The organism is Neoroseomonas soli (genome assembly GCF_018129065.1).
Taxonomy (GTDB): Bacteria; Pseudomonadota; Alphaproteobacteria; order Acetobacterales; family Acetobacteraceae; genus Neoroseomonas; species Neoroseomonas soli.
On the sequence record NZ_JAAEDM010000011.1, the window covers coordinates 24393 to 48496 of the forward strand.

General features: G+C 71.0%; 26 protein-coding genes. 15 read left to right on the plus strand and 11 right to left on the minus strand.

Annotated elements, in window-relative coordinates; translation table 11 throughout:
* Positions 1-24 precede the first annotated feature (24 nt).
* The gene (locus tag GXW76_RS06450) at positions 25-786 is read right to left on the minus strand and encodes an SDR family NAD(P)-dependent oxidoreductase (RefSeq protein ID WP_211861176.1); all 762 of its coding nucleotides are present in this window, start codon (positions 784-786) and stop codon (positions 25-27) included.
* Positions 783-929, minus strand: a complete 147-nt coding sequence (locus GXW76_RS06455) for a hypothetical protein (RefSeq protein WP_211861177.1) — start codon at positions 927-929, stop codon at positions 783-785. The genes GXW76_RS06450 and GXW76_RS06455 overlap by 4 nt, the downstream gene beginning before the upstream one ends.
* Positions 930-1165: 236 nt before the next feature.
* Here GXW76_RS06455 and GXW76_RS06460 point away from each other — a divergent pair, with 236 nt between their 5' ends.
* Positions 1166-2032: a DMT family transporter gene (locus tag GXW76_RS06460; protein ID WP_246513977.1), complete on the plus strand. Its 867-nt coding sequence runs from the start codon at positions 1166-1168 to the stop codon at positions 2030-2032.
* 39 nt (positions 2033-2071) lie between these two features.
* On the opposite strand, the gene GXW76_RS06465 is transcribed toward GXW76_RS06460, so the two are convergent.
* Complete coding sequence (locus GXW76_RS06465) at positions 2072-3325, minus strand: aminotransferase class I/II-fold pyridoxal phosphate-dependent enzyme (RefSeq protein WP_211861178.1); 1254 nt, start codon at positions 3323-3325, stop codon at positions 2072-2074.
* Positions 3326-3374: 49 nt separating this feature from the next.
* Positions 3375-3815, minus strand: coding sequence for a gamma-glutamylcyclotransferase family protein (locus GXW76_RS06470; RefSeq protein WP_211861179.1), 441 nt, complete (start codon positions 3813-3815; stop codon positions 3375-3377).
* Here GXW76_RS06470 and GXW76_RS06475 point away from each other — a divergent pair.
* The 9 genes from GXW76_RS06475 to GXW76_RS06515 all read left to right on the plus strand — a co-directional run bounded on the left by GXW76_RS06475 (position 3814) and on the right by GXW76_RS06515 (position 12722).
* Entirely contained in the window at positions 3814-4797 is a 984-nt protein-coding gene (locus GXW76_RS06475; protein ID WP_211861180.1) for an MBL fold metallo-hydrolase, read from the plus strand. The genes GXW76_RS06470 and GXW76_RS06475 overlap by 2 nt on opposite strands.
* Entirely contained in the window at positions 4794-6197 is a 1404-nt protein-coding gene (locus GXW76_RS26125; protein ID WP_211861181.1) for an L-lactate permease, read from the plus strand. The genes GXW76_RS06475 and GXW76_RS26125 overlap by 4 nt, the downstream gene beginning before the upstream one ends.
* 78 nt (positions 6198-6275) lie before the next feature.
* Positions 6276-7250: a Bug family tripartite tricarboxylate transporter substrate binding protein gene (locus GXW76_RS06485; protein WP_211861182.1), complete on the plus strand. Its 975-nt coding sequence runs from the start codon at positions 6276-6278 to the stop codon at positions 7248-7250.
* A 129-nt stretch (positions 7251-7379) separates the two neighbouring features.
* Positions 7380-8027, plus strand: coding sequence for a TerC family protein (locus tag GXW76_RS06490; RefSeq protein ID WP_211861183.1), 648 nt, complete (start codon positions 7380-7382; stop codon positions 8025-8027).
* Positions 8028-8101: 74 nt separating this feature from the next.
* Positions 8102-9076, plus strand: coding sequence for a TRAP transporter substrate-binding protein DctP (gene dctP, locus GXW76_RS06495; RefSeq protein WP_211861184.1), 975 nt, complete (start codon positions 8102-8104; stop codon positions 9074-9076).
* 66 nt (positions 9077-9142) lie between these two features.
* Entirely contained in the window at positions 9143-9739 is a 597-nt protein-coding gene (locus GXW76_RS06500; RefSeq protein WP_246513978.1) for a TRAP transporter small permease, read from the plus strand.
* Between the two features lie 145 nt (positions 9740-9884).
* Positions 9885-11162: a TRAP transporter large permease gene (locus tag GXW76_RS06505; protein WP_211861185.1), complete on the plus strand. Its 1278-nt coding sequence runs from the start codon at positions 9885-9887 to the stop codon at positions 11160-11162.
* Positions 11159-11806: a DNA-3-methyladenine glycosylase family protein gene (locus GXW76_RS06510; RefSeq protein WP_338150901.1), complete on the plus strand. Its 648-nt coding sequence runs from the start codon at positions 11159-11161 to the stop codon at positions 11804-11806. The genes GXW76_RS06505 and GXW76_RS06510 overlap by 4 nt, the downstream gene beginning before the upstream one ends.
* Before the next feature lie 49 nt (positions 11807-11855).
* Positions 11856-12722, plus strand: a complete 867-nt coding sequence (locus GXW76_RS06515) for a metallophosphoesterase (RefSeq protein ID WP_211861186.1) — start codon at positions 11856-11858, stop codon at positions 12720-12722.
* Between the two features lie 21 nt (positions 12723-12743).
* Here the strand turns inward: GXW76_RS06515 and GXW76_RS06520 are convergent, their stop codons facing one another.
* The 7 genes from GXW76_RS06520 to GXW76_RS06550 all read right to left on the minus strand — a co-directional run bounded on the left by GXW76_RS06520 (position 12744) and on the right by GXW76_RS06550 (position 18586).
* Positions 12744-13511 carry an alpha/beta fold hydrolase gene (locus GXW76_RS06520; protein ID WP_211861187.1) on the minus strand — a complete coding sequence of 256 codons (768 nt, stop codon included), beginning with the start codon at positions 13509-13511 and terminating at the stop codon, positions 12744-12746.
* Positions 13508-14428: a DMT family transporter gene (locus GXW76_RS06525; RefSeq protein ID WP_246513979.1), complete on the minus strand. Its 921-nt coding sequence runs from the start codon at positions 14426-14428 to the stop codon at positions 13508-13510. The genes GXW76_RS06520 and GXW76_RS06525 overlap by 4 nt, the downstream gene beginning before the upstream one ends.
* A gap of 48 nt (positions 14429-14476) precedes the next feature.
* Positions 14477-15814 carry an NAD(P)H-dependent oxidoreductase gene (locus GXW76_RS06530; protein WP_211861188.1) on the minus strand — a complete coding sequence of 446 codons (1338 nt, stop codon included), beginning with the start codon at positions 15812-15814 and terminating at the stop codon, positions 14477-14479.
* Positions 15815-15833: 19 nt separating this feature from the next.
* Positions 15834-16019 carry a hypothetical protein gene (locus GXW76_RS06535; protein WP_211861189.1) on the minus strand — a complete coding sequence of 62 codons (186 nt, stop codon included), beginning with the start codon at positions 16017-16019 and terminating at the stop codon, positions 15834-15836.
* Between the two features lie 3 nt (positions 16020-16022).
* A complete protein-coding gene (locus GXW76_RS06540; protein WP_211861190.1) occupies positions 16023-16763 on the minus strand; it encodes an SDR family NAD(P)-dependent oxidoreductase in 741 nt (246 codons plus the stop codon).
* A 75-nt stretch (positions 16764-16838) separates the two neighbouring features.
* The gene (locus GXW76_RS06545) at positions 16839-17576 is read right to left on the minus strand and encodes an SDR family oxidoreductase (protein ID WP_211861191.1); all 738 of its coding nucleotides are present in this window, start codon (positions 17574-17576) and stop codon (positions 16839-16841) included.
* 2 nt (positions 17577-17578) lie between these two features.
* Entirely contained in the window at positions 17579-18586 is a 1008-nt protein-coding gene (locus tag GXW76_RS06550; protein ID WP_211861192.1) for an NAD(P)H-quinone oxidoreductase, read from the minus strand.
* Between the two features lie 135 nt (positions 18587-18721).
* On the opposite strand from GXW76_RS06550, the gene GXW76_RS06555 reads away from it, so the two are divergent.
* From GXW76_RS06555 to GXW76_RS06575, 5 genes are read left to right on the plus strand one after another with little or no spacing between them, the layout of a single operon-like run.
* Positions 18722-19942: an ABC transporter substrate-binding protein gene (locus tag GXW76_RS06555; RefSeq protein WP_211861193.1), complete on the plus strand. Its 1221-nt coding sequence runs from the start codon at positions 18722-18724 to the stop codon at positions 19940-19942.
* Between the two features lie 45 nt (positions 19943-19987).
* Entirely contained in the window at positions 19988-20860 is an 873-nt protein-coding gene (locus GXW76_RS06560; RefSeq protein WP_211861194.1) for a branched-chain amino acid ABC transporter permease, read from the plus strand.
* Positions 20860-22665, plus strand: a complete 1806-nt coding sequence (locus tag GXW76_RS06565) for a branched-chain amino acid ABC transporter ATP-binding protein/permease (protein WP_211861195.1) — start codon at positions 20860-20862, stop codon at positions 22663-22665. Before GXW76_RS06560 ends, GXW76_RS06565 begins: the two co-directional genes overlap by 1 nt.
* Positions 22652-23356 carry an ABC transporter ATP-binding protein gene (locus GXW76_RS06570; RefSeq protein ID WP_211861196.1) on the plus strand — a complete coding sequence of 235 codons (705 nt, stop codon included), beginning with the start codon at positions 22652-22654 and terminating at the stop codon, positions 23354-23356. Before GXW76_RS06565 ends, GXW76_RS06570 begins: the two co-directional genes overlap by 14 nt.
* Positions 23349-24104, plus strand: coding sequence for an SDR family NAD(P)-dependent oxidoreductase (locus tag GXW76_RS06575; RefSeq protein WP_211861197.1), 756 nt, complete (start codon positions 23349-23351; stop codon positions 24102-24104). The genes GXW76_RS06570 and GXW76_RS06575 overlap by 8 nt, the downstream gene beginning before the upstream one ends.

Sequence of the window (24104 nt, forward strand, 5' to 3'; positions counted from 1 at the left end):
AAGGCGAACTGGCGTCCGGCGGCTCTACTTGCCGCCGTCCACGCTCAACACCTGCCCATTCACGTAGTTCGCCATGGGCGAGGCGAGGAACATCACCGCATTCGCGATGTCCTGTGCCTCCCCGAGCCGGCGCAGCGCGATGGAGGAGATCACCCGCGCCTGCCCTTCCGGCCCGTAGCCCTCCCACTGCCCGATGCTGGACGGGTTGGACAGGATCAGCCCCGGCGCGACGCTGTTCACGGTGATGCCGTGCGGGCCGAGTTCGTGCGCGAGCTGCCGCGTCAGCCCGACCAGCCCGTGCTTCGCGCTGGTATAGGCCTGGATGCCGGTGCGCGAGGGCTGCAGCCCCGCGCCGCTGCTGATGGTGACGATGCGCCCATGGCCGGCGCGCTTCATTCCCGGCGCCACCGCCTTGGCGAGCGCGAAATGCGCATGCAGGTTGATGGCGATGATGTCGTGCCAATCGGCGTCGGGCACCTGTTCGACCGGCCGCATCACCTGGCCGCGGACACCGCCGGCATTGGAGACGAGCACGCCGACCGGGCCTTCCGCGTGCTTCTCGACATCGGCGATCCAGGCGGCCGCGGCGCCCTGCGCCGTCAGGTCGAAGGCGCTGGTGTGGATGGCGCCGGGATGGTCGGCGGTCTCCTCGAGTTCCTCGGCCGAGAGGTCGGTCGCATAGACCTGCGCGCCGAGCGCGGCGAAGGATTGCGCGATGGCGCGGCCGAAGCCGTGGCCCGCGCCGGTCACCGCGACCGTCACGTCGGCGAAGTCGTATTCCTTCATGGCGACATCAGCTCCGTCAGTTTGGCATCCGCCATGGGGCGCGTGCCGGCTTCGCATTCATGGGTCATGGCCACCCGGCGACGCACGATGGGGCAATCGATGCGGATCGACGGGTCCTTCGATGGCAGGCCCGTGCGCAGCATCGGAGATCGCAGCGACGTGGTCCTTCTCGATGCCCACCAAGACCACCGCGTGGCGCGCACGCACCGGCGCCGCGCCGATCGCACCCGCGCGCCACAGGCCGGGATGGGACCGCGGTCCACCGCGCCCCGCGCCGCCGCCCGAGCCGCTTCCTTCGCCATCCCGCCCTTTCCCGCCTGGACGACGTTCACGCGCCGCCGCTATCTGCCGGACGCTACGCCGGAGGCTGCGGCCGTCAATGCTCCAGGGACTTTCGGGGAATCTCCGCGGCGGGCTGCTGATGGCGCTCGCCGCCGTGCTCTTCGCGGCGGAGGCACTGGCGATCCGCTTCATGAACCAGCGCGGCATCCCGATGGAGGTGCAGGTCTTCGCGCGCGCCGCGGGGCAATTGCTGTGGGTGGCGCCGCTGGTCGCGCATTCCGGCCTTGAGGTCTTCCGCAGCGCGCGGCCCGGGCTGCATCTGCTGCGCGGAACGTGCAGCCTGCTGACCTGGGGGTTCTACTACGCCTCCTTCGGGCCGCTCGACCTTGCCACCGCGACGGTGCTGTCCTTCACCAACGTGATGTTCACCACGCTGCTCGCCGGGCCGGTGCTGGGCGAGCGCGTGGACCGCTGGCGCTGGGCGGGGACGATCGCGGGATTCCTCGGCGTGGCGGTGATGCTGCGGCCGGGGACATCGGTCTCGCTGGTCGGCGTGGCGCTGGCGATCGCCTCGGCGACGGCCTGGTGCGGGATCACTCTGTCTTCGCGCGTGCTGGCGCGCAGCGAGAGGAACTCCACCATCATGGCCTGGGTCGGGCTGGTGACGACGGCGGGCGTGACGCCCTTCGCGGTGATGGCCTGGGTGCCGCTCGGATCGTTCGACCTGGCGTTCCTGCTCGGCTTCGCGCTGTTCACGCCGGCGATCATCTGGCTGCTCACCTCGGCCTATCGTCATGGGGAGGCCTCGGCACTGGCGCCGTTCCAATACCTGCGGCTGGTGGTGGTCGCAGGTTTCGGCTGGGCGATCTTCCATGAGGTGCCGGACGGCTGGACCTGGGCGGGCGCGGCGGTGATCCTCGCGGGCGCGGTGGTGATCACCGTCGCGGAGGCGCGGCGGCAATAGCCTTTCCGTGCCCGCACGCGCGGCGACGGCGGCCGGGCGTCAGCGGCGCGCCTCCCTGATCGCGCGCGCGAAGACCGGCAGGGATCGCTCGACCATCGCGTCGTTCGCCGTCAGGCTGATGCGCAGCCGCCCCGGCAGGTCGCAGAGGCTGCCCGGCAGAACCCATACGCCCCCTTCCGCGAGCCGCGCCGCGAAGGCCCTGTCGTCCGGCACCGGAGAGCGGGGGATCAGGTAGAAGGTGCCTTCCGGCATCGGCACCTCGTAGCCCGCCGCACGCAGTCCTTCGACCATGCGCCTCACTCGGCTCTGCAGGGCGGCGATGTCGATGCAGAGTTCCTCGAGTTCCGGCAGCGCGCGCTGCAGCGTGCGCCCTGCGAACCCCCACCCATGCGCGACCTGCGCCGTCGTGACCGCCTCGCGCAGCCTGACGCGATCCGGTTCGGGCATGTCCGGGCCGAGCGCAAGCCAGCCCAGGCGCTCACCCGGCGCAAGCAACGTCTTGCCATAGGAATAGGCGATGAGCGTGTAGGGGTAGCTTTCGGCCGGGCCGACATGGGTTCGCCCGTCGAGCACGATGCGCGCATACGGCTCGTCGGCCAGGAGATAGATGACCTTGCCGTGCCGCGCGGAGGCCTCGGCGAGGACGCGCGCGAGCGCATCGAGCTGCCTGCGCGGATAGATGCGCCCGGTCGGATTGTGCGGCGTGTTCACCACGACGACACGCGTGCGCGGGCTGATCGCTGCGGCGATCGCGCCAGGGTCGAGGTCGAAGCTGTCCGGCACGAGATCCACCGGCACGGGCGTCCCGCCGGCGCCACGCGTCAGCACCCCGTAGTTGAACCAGCCGGGGCGCGGGTAGAGCACTTCCTCCTCCGGTTCGAGCACCGCCAGCAGCGCCGCGGCGATGGCGCCGAAGCCGCCGGCCGTGATGGCGACATCGGCCGCTGCATAGGGCCGCCCGCGCGAGCGGGTCAGCGACCGCGCGACCGCCTCCTGCGCCACCGGTTCGTATTGCTTGTAGGCGAACCACTGCGTGTCGCGCGGCTCGGCGTGGCGGATCAGCGCCTCCACCAAGCCGCGCAGCGGCATCTCCTGCGGGTTGCCGAACAGGAAGTCGCAGGCATCCGGGCCGAGTCCGCCGCTGAAGATGCGCTGGCCGAATTTCACCACGGCGCGCTTCTCGTCCGCGCTCTGCCGGATGCGGCTGGAAATGGGCGCGATGACCATCGTGCGCTCCCGTTGCAGGTCCCGGGCGCCGGCGGAGCCGAGCATCCGCACGTCGCCACCGCCCATCACAATATTGCGCCGGCAGCCGCGGAAGCGAGCATTTTGACGAAGTTCGCTATCCCCGGACCTGCGCGCGACCGCCGAAGCCCGACGCGGCGATGGCCGCGTCGAGCGGCGCGCTGTCGAAGGCGAAGTCGCGGTAGCCGTGGCGCAGCCGCTGCACGTATTCCGGCGCGGGCGGGCCGGGGCGGTGGACGATTTCCTCATAGGTCCAGGCCATGCCGCCATCGGGCAGCGCGACCTTCGTGCGCGTGTAGGTGTGCGGGCCCTCAAAGCGGTCGAGCGCCGCCAGGTCCGCCGCGGTCACGCGCCACAGGCCGACCGGGCAGGCCGCGTCGTCGTCGCGCTCGATCAACGCATACTTGCGCAACACCAAGCGCCAGCCGGGCAGGACCAGGCTGCCGGCAACCTCGGCGTCGGGACAGCGCCGGCGCATCTGGTCGTGCCAGAGGTTGCTGCCATAGGCTGCGTAGGGTTCAGGGAGGAAGTCAGGCATGCAGTCGCCCCCACCGGTGGACCGGATCGAGATAACCGTCCTAGTGGACAACGTCACGGACAGCCTTTCCACCACGCCGCCCTTCGTGACGCGCGAATGGGTGCGGCTGCAGCGGATGGGCATGAAGCGCACCTCGGGCGGATCGCTCTGCTGCGCGAATCATGGCCTGTCCCTCGTCATCACGGTCGAGGCCGATGGCGAGCGCCGCAGCGTGCTCTTCGACGGCGGCCCGGTGGACTACGCGGTGGAGCGCAACGGCACGCGCCTCGGCGTCGATTTCGGCGCCATCGAGGCGATGGTCCTCTCCCACGGGCACTGGGACCATGCCGGCGGCCTACCCCAGGCGATCGCGATGGTCCGCGCCGCCAATGGCAAGCGCGCCGTGCCGCTGCACCTGCATCCCGGCATGTTCCGCGAGCGCGGCAGTCGCCAGGCGGATGGCGGCGTGCTGCCGATGGACCGCGTGCCCTCGCCCGCCGAATGGGAAGCGATGGGCGCCGCGCCGCAGGTCTCCCGCGAGCCGGCGGTGATCGCGGGGCATGTGCTGGTCAGCGGGGAGATCCCGCGCGTGACCGACTACGAGACCGGCCTGCCCGGCCAGGTCGCGCGCGGCTCGGACGATGCACCCTGGGAGCCGGACGAATGGCTTTCGGATGAGCGTTTCGTCGCCGTCCACCTGCGCGGCCAGGGGCTGGTCGTCTTCTCCGCCTGCTCGCATTGCGGCATCGTCAACGTGCTGCACGAGGCACGGCGACTGATGCCGCACATCCCTCTGCTCGCGGCGATGGGCGGCTTCCACCTGTCCGGCACGAATGAGCGGGTGATCCCGCAGACAGTGGCCGATCTCGGCGGCTTCGGGCTGCGCTGGATGTTCCCCTCCCACTGCACTGGTTGGCGCGCGCTGAATGCGCTCGAGCGCGCCTATGGCGATGCGGTGGTGGTGCCCGGCGCAGTGGGCAAGACCTTCGTGCTCGAGGCGTGACGCTCCTCCTGCAATCCGCCCCGCTGTTGCTGCTGGTGGGGCTGCTGCTCTCGGGGCGCGCGGGGCCGCTGCCGGCGGTGCTGGCGGCCATCGCCGTGGCGCTGCCGGCGGCCTTCGTCTCGCTGCCCGGGGGCATTTCCTTCCCCGGCTTCGTGCTGGACGAGGCCTTACGCGGTGCCTTCCTCGCCTCCCAGCCGATCGGCGTGGTGGTGGGCGGGTTGCTGTTCCATGCCGCGGTCGAGGGGCGCGGCGGCGCGGCCGAGGCCCGCCCGGCGACGCCGCGCGCGATCTTCACCGCGACGCTGCTGATGGGCGTGTTCATGGAAAGCGTGACCGGCTTCGCGGTCGGCGCGGTCTTTGCCCTCGCCGCCCTGCGCAGCATGGGCATCGGCGGCGCGCCGGCGGCGGCGCTGGCGCTGCTCTCGCTCTGCCTGATCCCGTGGGGAGGGCTCGGGCCGGGCACCTCGCTCGGCGCGGCGCTGGTGGACGTGCCGGCGCAGGAGATTGCGGCGCTCACGGCCCTGCCGGCCGCGGCCTGGCTGATGGTGCTGGGGCCGGTGTGCTGGCGGCTCTGCGCGGCGGCGGGGGTGCCGGTGTCGGCGGCCGAGCGCCTGGCACAGGCGGGCATGCTGGCGACGATGGCGGCGATCCTGGTGCTGGGGCATCGCGTGCTGCCCTTCGAGATCCTTGGTATCCTTGCCTCCGGCGTGCCGTTGCTGGCCGCGCTGTGGCGCGCGGATCCGCCGCGGGGTGCCGAGGGGTGGGACCGCGCGGCGCGCGCCATGGGACCCTACCTGCTGCTGACGGTGGCGCTGCTCGCCGCGCGCGCGGTGCCGAACCCGCCGGCCTTCCGGCCCTATGAGACACTGCCGGCCTTTCCCGTGACGCATGTCGCGGTGGTGCTTCTGGCCGTGGCCGCCGGTCTGCTGCTGCTGCGCGAGCATCCCGCGCGGCGTTCCACGGCGGCGCTGAAGCGTGCGCTGCGTCCGGCGGCGGCGATGCTGCTGTACGTGCTGCTGGCGCGGCTGATGGCCGGCAGCGGCGCGACGGCGGCGCTGGCCCAGGCGGCGGCAGGTGCGCTGGGGGCTGCGGCGCCCTTTGCGGTGCCGGTGCTCGGCCTCGCGGGTGGCATGGTGACGGGCAGCAATGTCGGCTCCAACGCCGCGCTGATGCCGGTGCAGAATGCGCTCGGCCTGGCCGCCGGGATGCCGCCGCTGCTGGCGCCGGCGGTGCACAACTTCTCGGGCGCCGCGGGGGCGGGCGTGTCCTTCGCCGTCACCGCGATGATCTGCGGGCTGCTCGCCGACGGGACCAGGCCGGCGGCGATCTGGCGGCTGCTGCTGCCTTCCCTGGCCGCGGTGGTGCTGATCGGCTGGGCCACGGTCGCGCTGCTGCGCTGAAGCCCCGGGCTTGCGCCCGCGCGCCAGCGCGCACAGGCTGCGTTCCGCAAGTAAGACCAACCAAAGGGGAACGTCAGGATGAGGATCACACGCCGGGGTGCGTTGACGGCCGCCGCCACGATGCTTGCGGCGCCGGCCGTGCAGGCGCAGGGCACTTTCCCGAACAAGCCGGTCCGCATGATCGTGCCCTACCCGCCCGGCGGCGTGACCGACATCATGGGCCGCCTGGCGGCGGAGGCGATGTCGCGCCAGCTCGGCCAGCCGATCGTGGTCGAGAACCGCGCCGGTGCCGGCGGCAATATCGGCGCCAAGGCCGCGGCCCTGGCGGAGCCCGACGGCTACACGCTGCTGCTCGGCACCTCGGCGACGCAGGGCGTCAATCCGGTTCTCTACCCCGATCCGGCCTTCGATCCGCGGCGCGACCTCACGGGCATCGGCGTGATGGCCGACATGCCGAACCTGCTGGTCTGCAACCCGCGCCGCTGGAACCCGTCCAGCGCCGCCGAGGCCATCGCGCGCTGCAAGGCGGAACCGGGCAAGGTCCTGTTCGGGTCCGTGGGCAACGGCTCCTCCTCCCACCTGTCCCAGGCGATGCTGACGAAGATGGCGGGCATCGAGGTGGTGCACGTGCCCTATCGCGGCTCCTCGCCTGCGGTGGCAGCGATGATCGCGGGCGACCTCGACCTGTTGTTCGATGCGTCCGCGACCTCCACGCCGCACGTGCGCGGCGGTTCGGTCAAGGCGCTGGCGGTGACGATGCGCCAGCGCTTCTCCCTGCTGCCGGACGTGCCGACGCTCGACGAGCAGGGGGTGCGCGGCTACCACCTCTCGGTCTGGAACGGGGTGCTGACGCAGTCCCGCGTGCCGGCACCGGTCCTCGCGCGGCTTCGGCAGGCCTTCGAGCGGGCCATGGACGATGCGATGCGAGAACGGCTGAAGGCCAACTTCACCGAGCCGATGAGCATTCCGACCGCCGGGTTGCAATCCTGGCTTGCCGAGGACGCAGAACTCTGGGGTCGTGTCGCGCGGGACAGCGGCATCCGGGCGGACTGACGCGCGGCACCCGGGCGGATTTCATGAACATGGATTCAAGATTGCACGCTTGAAACTTGCCGCGGCGCTCGCGCCGACTAGCGTCCGCGGCACAGCCGTACCCCTCCGGGGCGGCGCCGGGAGTGAAAAATGGACGGCTTGTTCGCGGCGGCACCGCGCTTCCTCGAGATCCTGTGGCTCAACATCATCCTGTCGGGCGACAATGCCGTGGTCATCGGCATGGCGGCCGCGGGCCTCGCGCCGAAGCTGCGCAGCCGCGCAGTGCTGTTCGGCATCGTCGCCGCGGCGGTGCTGCGCGTGGTGTTCTCGATCTTCGCCACCTACCTGCTGAACCTGTGGTGGATCGCCTTCCTCGGCGGCGCCGCGCTGCTCTACATCGCCTGGGGGTTCTGGAAGGAACTCCGCCAGCACGGCGAGGAGGAGCAGGACGCGTCGGGTGAAGGGAAGGAAAAGACCCTCGTCCAGGCGCTGTGGCAGATCGTGCTCGCCGACGTCTCCATGAGCCTCGACAACGTGCTCGCGGTGGCGGCGGTCGCGCGCAACGACATGGTGATGCTGGTGATCGGCCTCAGCGTCTCGATCGTGCTGATGGGCCTGCTGGGCGGGATGCTGGCGCGGCTGCTCGACCGCTTCAAGTTCATCGCCTATGTCGGCGTGGCGCTGATTGCATGGATCGGCATCGAGCTGATGTGGGAGGGTGCGGCGAACGCCAATGCGGCGCTGCATCTCGGCCTGCCCCTCCCGGCCCCGCAGCACGGTGAAGCCGCGCCGCATTGAAGGCCCGGCCGGGCATATCTATACGCCTTCGCATGCGGGCGGCCGACCGAGCCGCCCGCCCTGGAGGAGACAGCATGAGCCCGACCCGTCGCGCGGCCCTCGCCGCCCTGTTCGCCGCACCCTTCGCGGCGGCGCCCGCGCTGGCGCAGACCACCATCACCATCCAGCACCCGCTGCCGATCGCCAGCCATTACGGCGCCGGCGCGATCGCGCTGAAGGAGAGCTTCGAGCGCGCGACGGGCGGCCGCTACCGCGTCAACATCCAGCGCAACGACAATGAGCGCGAGGTCGTCGAGAGCGTCCAGATCGGCACGGTCGAGTGCTACCTCGGCTCCACCGGCCCGGTCGGCAACTTCGTTCCCGCCGTGCGCGTGGTGGACGTGCCTTTCCTGTTCCGCGACTACGCCCATGCCCGCGGCGTGCTCGATTCCGAGATCGGCCAGTCGCTGCTCCAGCAGTTCAACGCCCGCGGCCTGGTCGGCGTGATTTGGATGGAGAATGGCTTCCGCCACCTGACCAATTCCCGCCGCGAGGTGAATACCCCCGGCGACGTGCGCGGCCTGAAGGTCCGCACCATGGAGAACCAGGTGCACATGCGCGCCTTCTCGACGCTCGGCGCGCTGCCGACGCCGATGGCGTTCAGCGAACTGGTTCCCGCGCTCCAGCAGGGCACGGTGGATGGGCAGGAGAACCCGATCCCGGTGATCGTCTCCAACAACCTGAACCAGGTGCAGCGCTACCTGACGCTGACCGGCCACGTCTATTCGCCGGGCCTGCTCATCTGCAACCCGGCGATGATGCAGCGGATGTCGCCCGCCGACCGCACCGCCTTCATGGAAGCCGCGCGCGCCGGCCAGCAGGCCAACCGCGACAAGGTGACGGCGGACGAGAATTCCGGCGTCGAGGAACTGCGCCGGCGCGGCATGCAGGTGGTGACGCAGGTCGATACCGCCGCCTTCCAGACGGCGCTCGCCGCCGCCTTCGCGCAGTATGAGCGCGAGCTGGACGGCGCGCTGCTCCGCCGCATCCGGGACTGGCGCCCGAACTGAGCCGGGCGTGACCCGACCGGGGGCGCGGGCGGAACCCGTGCCCCTCCGTGCATCAGGGGGGACTGCATGAACGCGATGAACCTGCTGCCCTTGCAGGTGACGGTGGCGGCGACGCTGCTGACCGTGGCGGTGGCCCTCTGGGCCGCGTCGGGGGATGGCGCGCGCGCCGGCCTGCGGCGGGCGATCCTGGCGATCGACCGCTTCAGCACCGGCATCGCCGCGCTGCTGGCGAGCCTCGCGCTCGCCGTCGCGGTGGCCGCCGGGCTCTGGCAGGTGGTGGCGCGCTTCGCCACCGAGACCCCCTCCATCTGGTCCGAGGCGCTGGTGCGCACGGCGCTGGTCTGGATGGCCTTCCTCGGCATCGCGGTGGCGCTGCGGGCAGGCGCGCTGGTTTCGATCGACGTGGCGCACCGGTATTCCGGCGGCGCGCTGCGCCGGGCGCTGGAAGCCGCGGCCCTGGCGGCGAGCCTGTCGATGCTCGGCATCATGTTCTGGTTCGGCTGGATGATGGCCGAGCGCGTGCAGTTCCAGGAGATGGCGGGGCTCGAGGTCTCGATGACCTGGGGCTATGCCGCGATCCCCTTCGGTGCGGTCTTCGCGATGGTGGGGGCGGTCGCGCATTTCCTCGACCGCCGATCCGAGGAGTTGGAGGCCGCGGTATGAGGCACCACCCAAAGCGGCACGCCGGAGGCGTGCCGGGAGCGCACGGCGCGACCGCGCGCGGCCGGCAGTGGAGACCTGGGCTGTCCTGGCTGCGCGCAAGCCAAGCGCGCGGATGCGCGCGCCCGGCGTCTGAGGGCATGAAAATATGACCGGCGCCATGCTCACGGTGATGCTGGTGCTGTTCGCGGCCAGCATCCCGGTCGCGATCGCCATCGGCATCGCCGCCATCGTCGGCATCGCCGGCTTCACCTCCTTCCCGCTGATCGTCGCGGCGCAGCAGTTGTTCGTCGCGCTGGACAAGTTCCCGCTCGCGGCGATCCCGTTCTTCATCCTGGCGGGCAACCTGATGGATGTCGGCGGCATCTCCCGCCGGCTGGTGGAATTCGCGCGCTCGATCGTGGGCGGCGTCCAGGGCGGGCTGCCGGCGACCTGCGTCGTCACCTGCATGATCTTCGCGGCGATCAGCGGGTCCTCGGTCGCGACCACCTTCGCGATCGGCGCGATCATGATCCCGGCGCTGGTGAAGGCGGGCTATCCGGTCGGCTTCGCGGCCGCATTGCAGGCGACGGCAGCGGAACTGGGCGTCATCATCCCGCCGTCGATCCCGATGATCCTCTACGGCGTCACCACGCAGACCTCGATCCCGGAACTGTTCATCGCCGGCTTCGGGCCGGGCTTCGTCATCGGCGGGGCGCTGATCGTCACCGTGCTGGTGTGGTGCCGCATCATGGGCTGGGGCAAGCAGGACGGCGAGAACCGCCTGCCCTTCCTGCGTGCCCTGCGCGAGGCGGTCTTCGCGCTGGTCATGCCCGTGATCGTGCTGGGCGGCATCTACGGCGGCGTCACCACGCCGACCGAGGCCTCGGTCGTCGCCGTGGTCTATGCGCTCATCGTGGGCATGTTCCTGCACCGGGAGATCGGGCTGCGGGACCTGTTCCCGATCTTCCGCAGGTCGGTGATGTCGTCCGCCGTCATCATGTTCATCATCGCCTGCGCGGCGCTGTTCTCCTGGCTGCTCAACCGGCAGAACGTGCCCGACGCAGCGGCGGCGTGGCTCACCACGTCCTTCGACACGGCGGGGATGTACCTGCTGGTGGTGAACCTGTTCCTCTTCGTCGTCGGCATGTTCGTGGAGACCTCGGCCTCCATCATCGTGCTGGCGCCGATCCTGCAGGAGGCGGCGCAGCGACTCGGCATCGACGGCGTGCATTTCGGCACGGTGATGGTGGTGAACCTGGCGCTCGGCATGATCACGCCGCCCTTCGGCGTGAACCTGTTCGCCGCGGCGCAGGTGGCGGGGTGCAGCATCGACAGGATGATGAAGTACCTCGTGGTCTTCATCGCGGTGGTCTTCGCCTGCCTGATGGTCATCACCTACGTCCCGGCCATCACGCTGACGCTGCCGCAGATGGTGTTCCGGTGAGCCTCGGCACGCCAGAGGCGCTGAAGCACCTGCGGCGAGATCCCGTGCTGAAGGGCGTGCTCCGCCAGGTCGGGCCCTTCACCATGAAGCCGGCGCGGCGCCAGCCCTATGAGGCGCTGGTCCGCGCCATCGCCCACCAGCAGGTGCATGGACGGGCGGCGGAGGCGATCCTCGGCCGCTTCCTGGGCTGCTGCGCGTGCGAGGGGTTTCCCTCGCCGGAAGCGGTGCTCTCCCTGACGCCGGAGGCGATGCGCGCCTGCGGGCTTTCGGCGAACAAGGTGCTCGCCATCCGCGACATCGCGGAGAAGGCTGCGGCGGGGGTGGTGCCGACGCGGGCAGCGGCGCGGCGGCTGTCGGATACCGAACTCATCGAGCGCCTCGTCCCACTGCGCGGCGTGGGCCAGTGGACGGTGGAGATGCTGCTGATCTTCACCCTCGGCCGTGCCGACGTGCTGCCGGTGGACGATTTCGGGGTGCGGGAGGGGTATCGCGTCGCCGCCGGCCTCGAGGAACAGCCCAAGCCCAAGGCGCTGCGGGAGATCGGCGAGGCCTGGGCGCCGTTCCGCACCACGGCGGCCTGGTATCTCTGGCGCGCGGCGGACCTGCACAAGGAAGGGCGCTTCCGGCAGCCCAAGGCGATCTGAGCCAGGATCGCGCCGCAGCGGCGCCACGATCGGGTGCAGGATACGCCGCATGATCGGACGGCGCGGCGTCTTCCTCGGTGCGGGCGGGCTGGCGGCGGTGGGCGGCGGGCTCGGCGCCTATGGCTTCGGCGTGGAGCCATTCCTGCGACTGGCGGTGCAGCGGCATGCCTTCACGCCCCCGGGCTGGCCGGCAGGGTTGCGATTGAAGGTCGCCGCGCTGTCGGATCTGCACGCCGGTGCACCCCTGATGGATGAGGCCCGCATCGAGCACATCGTCGCCACGGCCAACGCTCTCTCGCCGGACCTTGTGCTGCTGGTGGGGGATTTCGGCGCCGCCTCCCGCTTCGTCACGCGCGTGCTGCCGCAACGCGACGTCGCGCGGCGGCTCGGCGCGCTGCGAGCGCCGCTCGGCGTCTTCGCGGTGAACGGCAACCACGACTGGTGGGAGGACGAGGCCGCCATGGCCCGGCGCGGCGGTTCGACGATGATCGGACGGGCGCTGGAGGCCTCGGGCATCGCGGTGCTGAGCAACGCGGTGCTGCGCGCGGGGCCGGTGCTGGTTGGCGGGCTCGAATCCTCCTGGGCCTTCCGCGCGGGGCGCGGGGCGGACGACCTGCCGCGCCTGCTCGACAGTGTGACCGGCGAGACACCGCTGCTGCTGATGGCGCATGAACCGGATGTATTCCCCACGGTGCCGGGACGGGTGGCCGTGACCTTCTCGGGGCACACCCATGGCGGGCAGGTCCGGGTGCTGGGCTGGTCGCCGCGGATCCCGTCCCGCTACGGCAACCGCTACGCCTGGGGACATGTTCGGGAAGGCGGGCGGGACCTGGTGGTCTCGGGCGGGCTCGGCATCACGGCCTTGCCGGTGCGGTTCGGGGTGCCGCCGGAGATCACCCTGGTGGAGATCGGGTAACGAGGGGGCGGCGCCCCCTCGTCAGTCTTCGGCCAGGAAGGGTTCCAGCAGCGCCAGGAACCCCGCCGGGTTCTCCGCATGCACCCAATGCCCCGCCCCCGGCACGGTGGCGAAGCGCGCGCGCGGGAAAAGCGTGCGGAACAGAGGATGGTGCTCCGGCTTGATGTAGCCGGAGCGTTCCCCGCCCATCACCAGCACCGGCCCGTCGTAGCGCGCGCCCGGCGGGACGGAGAAATCCTCGATCACCGGCATGGCGAGGGCGATTTCCGCGAGGCCCAGCCGCCATTCCGGCGGGTCGGATTCGAAGCGCAGGTTCTGCAGCAGGAAGCCGCGGATGCCCCCTTCGGGGATGGCGGCGGCGAGCGCGGCGTCGGCCTCCTTGCGCGTCAGGCCGGGGCGCAGCGGCAGCGCCTGCATCGCGGCGATGTAGCCGCGCAGCGTCGGTGCGTATCGCACCGGGGCGATGTCCGCGACGACCAGGCGCTCGACGCGCGAGGGATGCGCCAGCGCGAAGGCCATCGCCGCTTTGCCACCCATCGAATGGCCCAGCACCGCGGCGCGCGCGATGCCGGCGGCGTCCAGCGTCTCGGCGATGTCGGCGGCCATGGCGGCGTAGGTCATCTCCGCTGCGCGCGCGGAGGCGCCATGGTTCCGCAGGTCCGGCGTCAGCACGCGATGGCGCGGGGCGAGCGCCCGGCGGATCGCGCCCCAGTTCTGCCCGGCGCCGAACAGGCCGTGCAGCAGGATCAGCGGCGGGCCCTCCCCCGCCTCGGTCGAGGCGAGGATCATTCGCGTGCCGCCAGCGCCACCGAGGCGACGATCAGCCCGCCACCCAGCGCCAGGTCCCAGCCGATCCGCTCGCCGAGCCAGAGGGTGCTGACCAGCACGCCGAAGGCCGGCACCAGCAGGAAGGCGACCGAGGCCACGGCGCCGGGGAGCCGGCGGCCGACCTCGATCACGCACCATGTCCCGATCGGAGCCACGATCAGGCCGATATACAGCATGTAGGGCCAGGAGGGACCGAAGATGCCGCCCTGCGGTTCCAGCACCAGGGCGAAGGGCAGGATCAGCAGCGTCGCCAGCCCGAAGCACCAGGGCAGCAGCTCGAAGACCGGCGTGCGCGGCGGCCATTTGCGGGTGGCGACGATCGCCAGCGTCCAGAACAGCGCGGCGGCCATCAGCATCAGGTGGCCGGTGAGCTGCGTGCGGTCCGTCCAGTCCACCGCCCAGGGGCCCGCGAGCGCCGCGACGCCGGCGAGGCCCAGCCCCGCCGCGACCCAGCGGTGCGCCGGCACCTTCTCCCCCAGCACCAGGACGGAAAGCGGGATCAGCCAATAGGTGACGACCGCCGAGATGATGGCGGTGCGCCCGGCTTCCACCATCGCCACCGCGGCATGCGCCAGCACGAAGAAGGCGCCGAGCTGCAGCAGGCCGAGGGCAAGCACGGATGGCATGTCGGCCCGCTTCGGCCGGTGCAGCCGCCCGAGAGCGGCAAGCAGCAGCGCCGAGACGAGAGCCGCGAGCCCCGCCCGCCCGACCGCGAACCACATCGGCGTGGCGTGCGCGAGCGCCGCCTTGGTCACGGGCCAGGCGCCGCCAAACAGGAATATGGCGACGATCAGAAGGTGGAAGGCCGAACGCATGACGGAGGCGCAGAGGTCCCAGGTGGTGGCACGGACCCGTGTCGCGACGCGGCCCCGTTTCAATCTTGAGCGGGATTTCCAACTTCTGGAAAGCCGATGTGCGTGACACGTTCAGCCGCAGGCGGCAACCATCTCCGCACGCGTGCGCACCGCATCTATGGAGGCATCGGGCGGGGCGTCAACGGCGGTGACGATCGCGCCTTCCGGCACGTCGCGCGTCAGGCGGATGCCGTGGGCGAGGCCGATCGGCAGTGCGCCGAGCGCGCGGGAACGGGCGGCCGGGATGCACTTGCCCCAGACGCAGGCGCCGCCCTCGCCGTCCAGCACCACGCCGGCCTTCAGCGGGCGCTTGGCCACGGCGACCACGTCGCCGCGCCACGAATCGGAGCAGCCGGTCGGCTCCCGCCGCAGCGCCGCGGAGGCGACCGAGACGCCGAGTTCCAGCCCGATGAAGTGGTAGGGCCGCCACAGCGCGGCGTAGCGGCCGGAAGGATCGGTCGCGACGCCGTACTCGGTGAAGCAGCGGCGGGCGTATTCGGTCTCGCCCTCGAACACCGCATAGACGCCCCAGCGGAGATTGTCCGGGATCTCGGAACCGTCGCGGCGGACGGAGGAGACGACCTCCACCATGCCTTTGCACGGCAGGATGCCGCCCTCGTTGTGCGGGCGCAGAATGGCGGGGAGTTCCGAGGTGCCGGCGGGCGGGAAGGCGAGCCCGTCCTCGGGCGGTTCGAGGCCGGTGGCATTGGCGATGGCCGCCATCTCGATCCCGGACTTCGTGCCGTCGAGGAAGGAATTGAACATCTGCGGGTTCATCCCGCCCGCCTTCGCCTGCTCCGCGCTCAACCCGTAAAAATCCCAGACGGTGGCGGGCGTGCTGGCGTGGAAATGCGGCAGGTATTTGGTGCCCTTGCCGGCGGCGACGACGTTGAAGCCATCGGCACGCAGGGTGTCCACCAACTCGCAGACCAGGGCGGGCTGGTCGCCATAGGCCATGGAATAGACGACGCCGGCCTTCGCGGCCTCGCGTGCCAGCAGAGGGCCGGCGAGGACATCGGCCTCGACGTTCACCATCACCACGTGCTTGCCGTGGGCGATGGCGGCACGGGCATGGCGCAGGCCGGCGGCGGGATCGCCGGTGCATTCCACCACCACCTCGATGCGCGGGTCGGCGATCAGCGCCATGGCGTCCTGCGCCAGGTGGGTGGCGCCGGTCGCGATGGCGTCGTCGAGCGACGCGGCATCGTAGGACCCGTCCGGCCAGTGGATGCGGGCGAGCGCGGCACGGGCGCGCGGGATGGACAGGTCGGCGATGCCGGTCACGTGCATCCCTGCCGTGGTGCGCGCCTGGTGCAGGAACATGGAGCCGAACTTGCCGGCGCCGATCTGGGCGATGCGGATGGGGCGGTCTTCGGCGGCGCGCTTCAGCAGCAGGCGGTGCAGGTTCACGGGGTGCGGAATCCGTCGGTCAGGAAGGGGAATGCCAGCGGCGCGGCCCATGGCCGGGCAACTGCCCGCGGCGCAGCAGGACCAACGCGGCGCCGGCGAGGGCGAGCACCGCTCCGCCCGCTGCGAAAGCCCGCCCGCCGCCACGCGGCAGGCGCGCGACGAGGATGGCGAGCAGCACGGCAGCGGCGAGCAGCGCGAGGAACATCTCTCAGTCCATGTAGAGGCCGCCGTTGATGTGCACCGTCTCCCCGGTGACGAAGGCGGCGGCGTCGGAGGCAAGGAAGGCGATGACGGAGGCGACTTCCTCCGGCGTGCCGAAGCGCTTCATCGGCGTCGCGGTGATCAGCGCCGTGCCGTTCTGCGCCATGATGGCTTCCGTCATCGGCGTTGCGATGATGCCCGGCGAGACGCAGTTCGCGCGCACCCCGCGCGGGCTGAGTTCGTGCACCAGGGACCGCGTGAAGCCGAGCACTGCCGCCTTGCAGGCCGCGTAATGCGCGTGCCGGACCGAACCGCGATGCCCCGCCATGGAGGCGATGTTCACCACGCTGCCACCCTTGCGCAGCAGCGGCATGGCCGCGCGGCAGGCGTAGAAGACGCCGTCGAGGTTCACGCCGATGGTGCGCCGCCAGTCCTCATCGGACATCGCGGGCACTTCCTGCTCGACATAGAGGCCCGCGCCGGTGACGAGGATGTCGATGCCGCCGAACTCGCGCCCGGCCATGGCGACGGCCTCGTCCACCTCCTCGCGGTCGGTGACGTCCACGCGGGCGGTGAGGATGCGGCCCCCGGCGGCGGGGAGGGATTTGGCGAATTCCTCGAGCACGGCGGGATCCAGGTCGGTCAGCACCAGATGCGCGCCGAGGCGGCGGAAGAGCGCGGCCGTCGCGCGCGGGATGCCGCCATTGGCGCCGGTCAGCAGCGCCACCTTGCCGGTCAGGTCGAACATGCCTTCCCCCTTTCGAAGCCCGTGTGCCGATGACGAAGGGCCAAGGGCCCGCAGCTTAACCCGGGCAGCGTCGTGTCAGGTCATCATCCATCCGCCGGCGACGTCCAGCGTCTGGCCGGTCACGAATTCCGCATCGGGCCCGGTCAGGAAGCAGACGGCGCGCGCCACTTCCTCCGGCGTGCCGAGGCGGCGCAGGGGCGTCTCGGCCATCACGGCCGCGTTGGTCGCCCCGCCGGCGACGGCGACCATCGGCGTCGCGATGCGCCCCGGCGCGATGGCGTTCACGGTGATGCCGTGCGGGCCGAGTTCCCCGGCCAGGTGGCGCGTCAGCCCGATCAGCGCCGCCTTGGTCGCCGCGTAGTGGCAGGCGACGATGGGTGTGTACGCCTTCCCCGCGATGGAGGACTGGTTGACGATCCGCCCCGACCGGCGCGCGACCATGCCGGGCGTCAGGCGGCGGATCAGGTTCCAGGCGCCGGTCAGGTTCACCGCGAGCACGCGGTCCCACTCGGCCGGGTCCATCTCCTGCACGGCGGCCGCGCGGCCATCGTGCTTGGGGCTGATGCCGGCGTTGTTCACCAGGATGTCCACCGGGCCGAGTTCGGCCTCGACCCGCGCGCAGGCGGCGTCCACCGCGGCGCGGTCTGCGACGTCGCAGAGGATGGCGCCGGCTTCCGCAGCCAGCGCCGGGTCGGCTTCCAGCGCCGCGACCTTCGCGCCGCGAGCAGCCAGTTCCGCCGCGATCGCCGCGCCGATGCCGCGACCGGCGCCGGTGACGATCGCGACGCGGCCCGCATGCGTCGCGGCGGTCATGGTCAGGCCGCCACGGTCAGCATGATCTTGCCGACATGCTTGCTGCTCTCCATCAGGCGATGCGCCTCGGCGGCCTGGGCGAGCGGGAAGGTCTTGTAGATCTCCGGCCCGCACTTGCCCTGGGCCAGCATCGGCCAGACCTTGGCTTCCAGCGCGGCGGCCAGTTCGCCCTTCTGCGCCGTGGTGCGCGGGCGCATGGTGCTGCCGGTGACGGTCAGGCGCTTCAGCATGATCGGCCGCAGGTCGGCCGCATCCGCCTGGTGGCCGCCGAGGAAGGCGATCAGCACCAGCCGCCCGTCCCAGCCGAGGCTGCGCAGGTTCCGCTGGAAATAGGCGGCGCCGACCATGTCGAGGATGACATCCACGCCCTTGCCGTCGGTCAGGCGCTTCACCTCCTCGGCGAAGTCCTGGGACTTGTAGTTGATCGCGGCGTCGGCACCGAGGCGCAGGCAGGCCTCGCACTTCGCATCCGTGCCGGCGGTGGCGAAGACCCGTGCGCCGAAGGCCTTGGCGAGCTGGATGGCGGTGACGCCGATCCCCGAGGTGCCGCCATGGACCAGCACCGTCTCGCCCGCCTGCAACCGGCCATGGCCGAACAGGTTGGCCCAGACGGTGAAATAGGTCTCCGGCAGGGCCGCGGCGCGAGTCGCATCGTAGCCGGCCGGCCAGGGCAGGGTCTGGGCCTCGGGGGCCGTGCAGTATTCCGCGTAGGCGCCGCCATTGGTCAGGGCGCAGACCTTGTCGCCGGCCTTGTAGCGCTTCACGGCATCGCCGACCGCGACGACCTCGCCCGAGCATTCCAGGCCGAGGATCGGGCTCGCGCCCGGCGGCGGCGGATAGGAACCGAGCCGCTGCTGGACATCCGGGCGGTTCACGCCCGTCGCCATGACGCGGATCAACACCTCGTCCGGCTTCGGCGCGGGCAGCGGGCCGCGGGCGGGGGTCAGCACGTCCGCGCCACCGCCGGCCCCATGGGTGATAAAGGTCATCTCCTGCGGCAAGCCGGTCATCGCGTCATTTCCCCTCGATGCGTCGCGGGGACCATTCTCCCCGCGACGCCCGCGCGTCAAGGCGGCGGGACGGGCTTGCCAGGGCGCGCCAGGGCGCGGAACATCCCGGCCAACTCGAAGTCACGGAGGAAGTTCATGGTCGCCATTCGTCGCCGCCCCTTGCTGGGCGGGCTCGCCGCCGCTGCCGTCGCGCCGCGCTTCGCCGCGGCCCAGGGAGGCGAGATCAAGTTCGGCGCCCTCTATCCCTTCTCCGGCGGCCTGGCCCTGCTGGGCGACGAGAGCTTCCGCGGCCTGGAAGTGGCCGTCGAGGAGCGCAATGCCGCCGGCGGCGTGCTCGGCCGGCAGGTCCGCCTGATGAAGGGCGACGCGGTGGACCAGAACCAGGCGATCGGCGAGGTCCGCCGCCTGATGTCCGTCGAGCGCGTCGTCGCCGTGTTCGGCACCTACGCCTCCCCCCTCGCCTTCGCCGCGACCCAGGTGACCGAGCTGCAGGGCGTGCCGTATTTCGAGATGGGTGCGATCTCCGACCCCATCACCGAGCGCGGCTTCCGCTACGTCTTCCGCACCTGCCCGCGGTCTTCCGACTTCGGCGCCGCGACGGTCGGCGGCATCGTCGATGCGCTGGCGCCGGCCTATGGCATCGATCCGAAGACGCTGAAGATCGCGATCCTCCATGAGGACGCGCTCTACGGCCAGACCGTGAGCGGCTTCCAGGAAGCGCAGATCCGCCAGCGCGGGCTGAACCAGGTCGAGAAGCTCGCCTATTCGGCGCGGTCGGTCGATCTGTCTTCCGTCATCCAGCGCCTGCGCGGCGTGAACGCCGACATCGTGCTGCACACCGGCTACCAGAACGACATCGTGCTGTTCTTCCGCGGCATGCAGGAAGCCAACTGGAAGCCGCGCATGGTGATCGGCTCCGGCGCCGGCTACTCGCTGACCGACACCGCGCGCGCCGTCGGCCCGGCCTTCGATGGCGTGATGAACGTGGACTTCACCCAGTTCGCGGTGAACGAGCAGTACGCGCCGGGCGTCGCCGCCTTCGTCGAGCTCTACAAGCGGCGCTATGGCTCCGACCCGCGCTCGGGGCATTCGCTGGCCAACTATTTCGGCGCGCGGGTCTACCTCGATGCCGTGCAGCGCGCCGGCGGGACCGACAAGGACCGCATCCGCACCGCGGTGCTGGCGACCGACGTGGCGGAAGGCACCACGCCGACCGGCTGGGGCGTGCGCTTCGACGAGCGTGGGCAGAACACCCGCGTGCGACCCTTCCTGCTGCAGTGGCAGGGCGGGCGCCAGGTCACGGTCTTCCCGGCCCAGGCAGCGGTGGCGCAGCTGCGGCCGCAAATGGGCGCGTAAGAGAACGCGGGAAAGGGGGGCGGCTTCGGCCGCCCTTTTCGCATCATGGACATCCTCCTCCAGCTCATCGCCAACGGTGCGCTGCTCGGCGGCGTCTTCGCGCTGATCAGCATCGGGCTGACCCTCATCTTCGGCATCGTGCGCGTGGTGAACTTCGCGCATGGCGAATTCCTGATGGTCGGGCTCTACGCCACCTGGATCATGGCGAGCCAGCTCGGCCTGCATCCCTACGTCGCGGCGCTGCCGCTCGCGGTGGTGTTCTTCTTCCTCGGCGCGCTGATGCAGCGAGCGATCATCCAGCCGCTGATGAACGCCGACCCGCATATCCAGATCTTCGCGACGGTGGGCATCGGCACGGCGCTGGCGAATGGCGCGCTGATGCTGTTCTCGGCGGACCTGCGCAGCGTGGACCTGCCCTGGGCGCGGCAGGCGACGGACCTGTGGGGGATCGCCTCCGTCTCGCGCGGCAACCTCGTCGCCTTCTTCGTCTCCTTCGCCGCGACGGGCGCGCTGATCGCCTTCCTGAACCGCACGCATCTCGGGCGCGCCATCCGCGCGGTGGCGCAGAACCGCTACGCGGCGCCGCTGATGGGCATCGACGTCAACCGCATCTACGCGATCACCTTCGGCATCGGCACGGGCTGCGTCGGGCTGGCGGCGGCGGTGCTGGCGCCGCTCTACCCGGCCTTCCCGACCGTCGGCTCCTTCTTCGTGCTGACCGCCTTCGTGGTGGTGGTGCTGGGCGGCATGGGCAGCCTGGAAGGTGCCGTGATCGGCGCGCTGATCATCGGCCTGGTCGAGAGCCTGGCCGGCTACTACATCGCGCCGGATCTCAAGGAAGTCGTCTATTTCGCCATCTTCCTGGGCATCCTGATCGTGCGGCCCGCGGGGCTGTTCGGCGTGCGGGGGAACGAGTGATGCGGGTCGCGCTTGCCCTCGGCGGCCTCGCCGCGCTGTTTGCCCTGCCCTTCTGGCTGATCCCGGCGATCGACCCGGAAGGGTCGGGCTTCTGGCAGCACATCTTCGTCACGATCTTCGTCTTCGCGGCGATGGCCTGCGCGTGGAACATCCTCGGCGGCTTCGCGGGGCAGCTCTCGCTCGGGCAGACGATCTTCTACGGCATCGGCGGCTATGCCGGCGCGATGCTGAACCAGCATTTCGGGCTGATCCCGTGGTTCGGCGGGATTGTCGGCGCGGCGGTGGCGGTCGCCGTGGCCGTCTTCATCGCCTGGCCCTGTCTCAGGCTGCGCGGGCCGTTCTTCGCGCTCTCCACCATCGCCTTCCTGGAAGTGATCCGGCTGCTCGCCATCCACTTCAAGGATTTTACGGGCGGATCCGCCGGGCTTCCGGTGCCGATGTTCGTCGGCACGGAGATGCGCATCGGCTGGGCCTGGATGCTGTTTCGCGAGAAGGAGAACTACCTCATCATCGCCTTCGGGCTGATGGCGCTGGCGCTGGCCGTCTCCTGGCTGGTGCGCAACTCGCGGCTCGGCTTCTACCTGGTCGCGGTGCGGGAACGCGAGGACGCGGCGCGCGCCGTGGGCGTGAACGCGACCGGCGTGAAGCTCGCGGCCTTCGCGATCTCGGCGGCGCTGACCTCGCTGGTCGGCACCTTCCACGGCATCTACCTGAACTTCATCGACCCGGAGACGATGTTCTCCCTGCCCACCGCGATCCAGGTGGCGATGTTCGCGTTGATCGGCGGCCTCGGCACCGTCACCGGCCCGATCTGGGGCACGCTGCTGGTGGTGCCGATCGCGGAAGCCGCGCGCGGCTGGCTGGGTGCCGCGGCGAACGGGTTGCACGGGCTGGTCTATGGCCTCGTGCTGGTCGGGGTGGTGCTGACCATGCCGAAGGGGTTGGTGGGCTCGATCGGTCCCTGGCTGAAGCGGCGCTTCGGCGGCGTGGCGGAGGTGGATAGCGCGGCGCGCATCCAGCCGCCGGCACCGGCCGCCCCCGGCGAGGAACGCCCGCCGGTGGGCGAGCCACTGCTCGAGGCCCGCAACCTGGTGAAGAAGTTCGGCGGCCTGGTGGCGACCAGCGATGTCTCCATCACGCTGCGCGAGGGCGAGGTGCTCGGCGTCATCGGCCCCAACGGCGCGGGGAAGACGACGCTGTTCAACCTGCTTTCGGGCTTCCTGCCGCCAAGTTCGGGCGGGGTGCGCGTGCGGCTGGCGGATGGCGCCTGGGTCTCGCCCAATTCGCCGCACGGCTTTGCGGCGGCGGGTGTCGCGCGCACCTTCCAGATCGTGCAGCCCTTCACCGGGCTGAGCGTGCGGGAGAACATCATGCTCGGCGCCTTCCACGGCACGCGCAGCGCGGTGGAAGCACGACGCATCGCCGAGGAAGTGGCGGCGACGGTCGGGTTGACCGGTCTGCTGGACGCGGAGGCGCGCAGCCTGACGGTAGGCGGCGCCAAGCGGCTGGAAGTGGCCCGCGCGCTGGCCATGAAGCCGCGCGTGCTGCTGCTGGACGAGGTGATGGCCGGCCTCAACCCGGCCGACGTGCAGCAGGCGGTGGAACTGATCAAGCGGGTGCGCGACAGCGGCGTTTCCGTCATCGCCATCGAGCACGTCATGGCCGCGGTGATGGCGCTGTCGGACCACATCGTCGTCATCAACTCGGGCAGGCTGATCGCGGAGGGGCCGCCATCCGAGATCGCGCGCAACCCCGCGGTGATCGAGGCCTATCTCGGCGAGGAATACGCCCATGCTGCGGCTTGAGAACCTCCGCGCCGGCTACGGGCCGGTCACCGTGCTGCAGGACGTCTCGCTGGAAGTGAACGCCGGCGAGGTCGTGACCATCGTCGGCGGCAACGGCGCCGGCAAGACGACGACGCTGCGCGCCATCTGCGGCCTCATCAAGCCGACGGGCGGGCGCATCACCGTGGACGGCAAGGACACGGCCAGGCTGTCGCCGCCCGGGATCGTCGATCTCGGCATCACCATGGTGCCGGAGGGTCGGCAGCTCTTTCCCTTCATGACGGTGCGCGAGAACCTCATGCTCGGCGCCTACAAGCCGGCCGCGCGGGCACGCATCGAGGAACGGATGGAGGAGGTGCTGACCCTGTTCCCCCGTGTGCGGGAACGGCTGACGCAGTTGGCCGGATCGCTCTCGGGCGGCGAGCAGCAGATGGTCGCGATCGCGCGCGGCATGATGGCGAACCCGAAGCTGCTCATGTTCGACGAACCCTCGCTCGGCCTCGCCCCGCTGATCGTGAAGCAGGTGTTCGGGATCGTGGACCGCGTGGTCGCTTCCGGCACCACGGTGCTGATCGTCGAGCAGAACATCGTCCACACGCTGCAGATCGCGACGCGCGGCTACGTGCTCGAGAACGGCAAGGTGGTGATGAGCGACACCGGCCCCGCGCTGCTGAAGGACCCGCATGTGAAGCGGGCCTATCTCGGTGTCTGAGCCGATCTCCCCGCTGCCGCCGCCCGGCACGCGCGTGCTGGTGACGGGTGGCGCGCGGGGGATCGGGCGGGCGGTCGCGGATGCCTTTGCCGCGCGCGGCGCGCGGGTGTGCATCCTGGATCGCGATACGGTGCCGGATACGCCGGAAGGATGGCTCCGCGTCGCCGGCAACGTCGCCGACGCCGCCGAGGTCGAAGCGGCCTTCGCGGCCATGGATGCAGCCTGGGGCGGCGTGGATGTCGCCTTGGCGAATGCAGGCTTCTCGATGAACACGCCGACGCTCGACCTGTCGGTCGAGGACTGGCGGCGGACCGTGGACGTGAACCTGACCGGCGCCTTCCTGACCGCGCAGGCGGCGGGGCGGCGCATGGTGCGGGACGGCGCCGGGCTGATCCTGTTCACGTCATCGCTCTACGGCACGATCGGCGGGGCGGAGCGGGCGGCCTATTGCTCGACCAAGGCGGCGGTGGCGAATCTCGCGCGATCCCTCGCCTGCGAATGGGGACCACGCGGGGTGCGGGTGAATGCGCTGGCGCCCGGCTACACCGAGACCACGCTCGTCAGCGACCTGGTCGCGCGCGGGCGGCTCGACCCGGCTGCGCTGACGGCGCGTGCGCCGCTGCGGCGGCTGGTGCAGCCTGAGGAGGTCGCCGCCCTCGCCTGCTTCCTCGCCTCCCCCGCCGCCTCGGCGATCACCGGCGCGGTGCTGCCGGTGGATGCCGGATGGACCGCCAACGGAGCGCCCTGA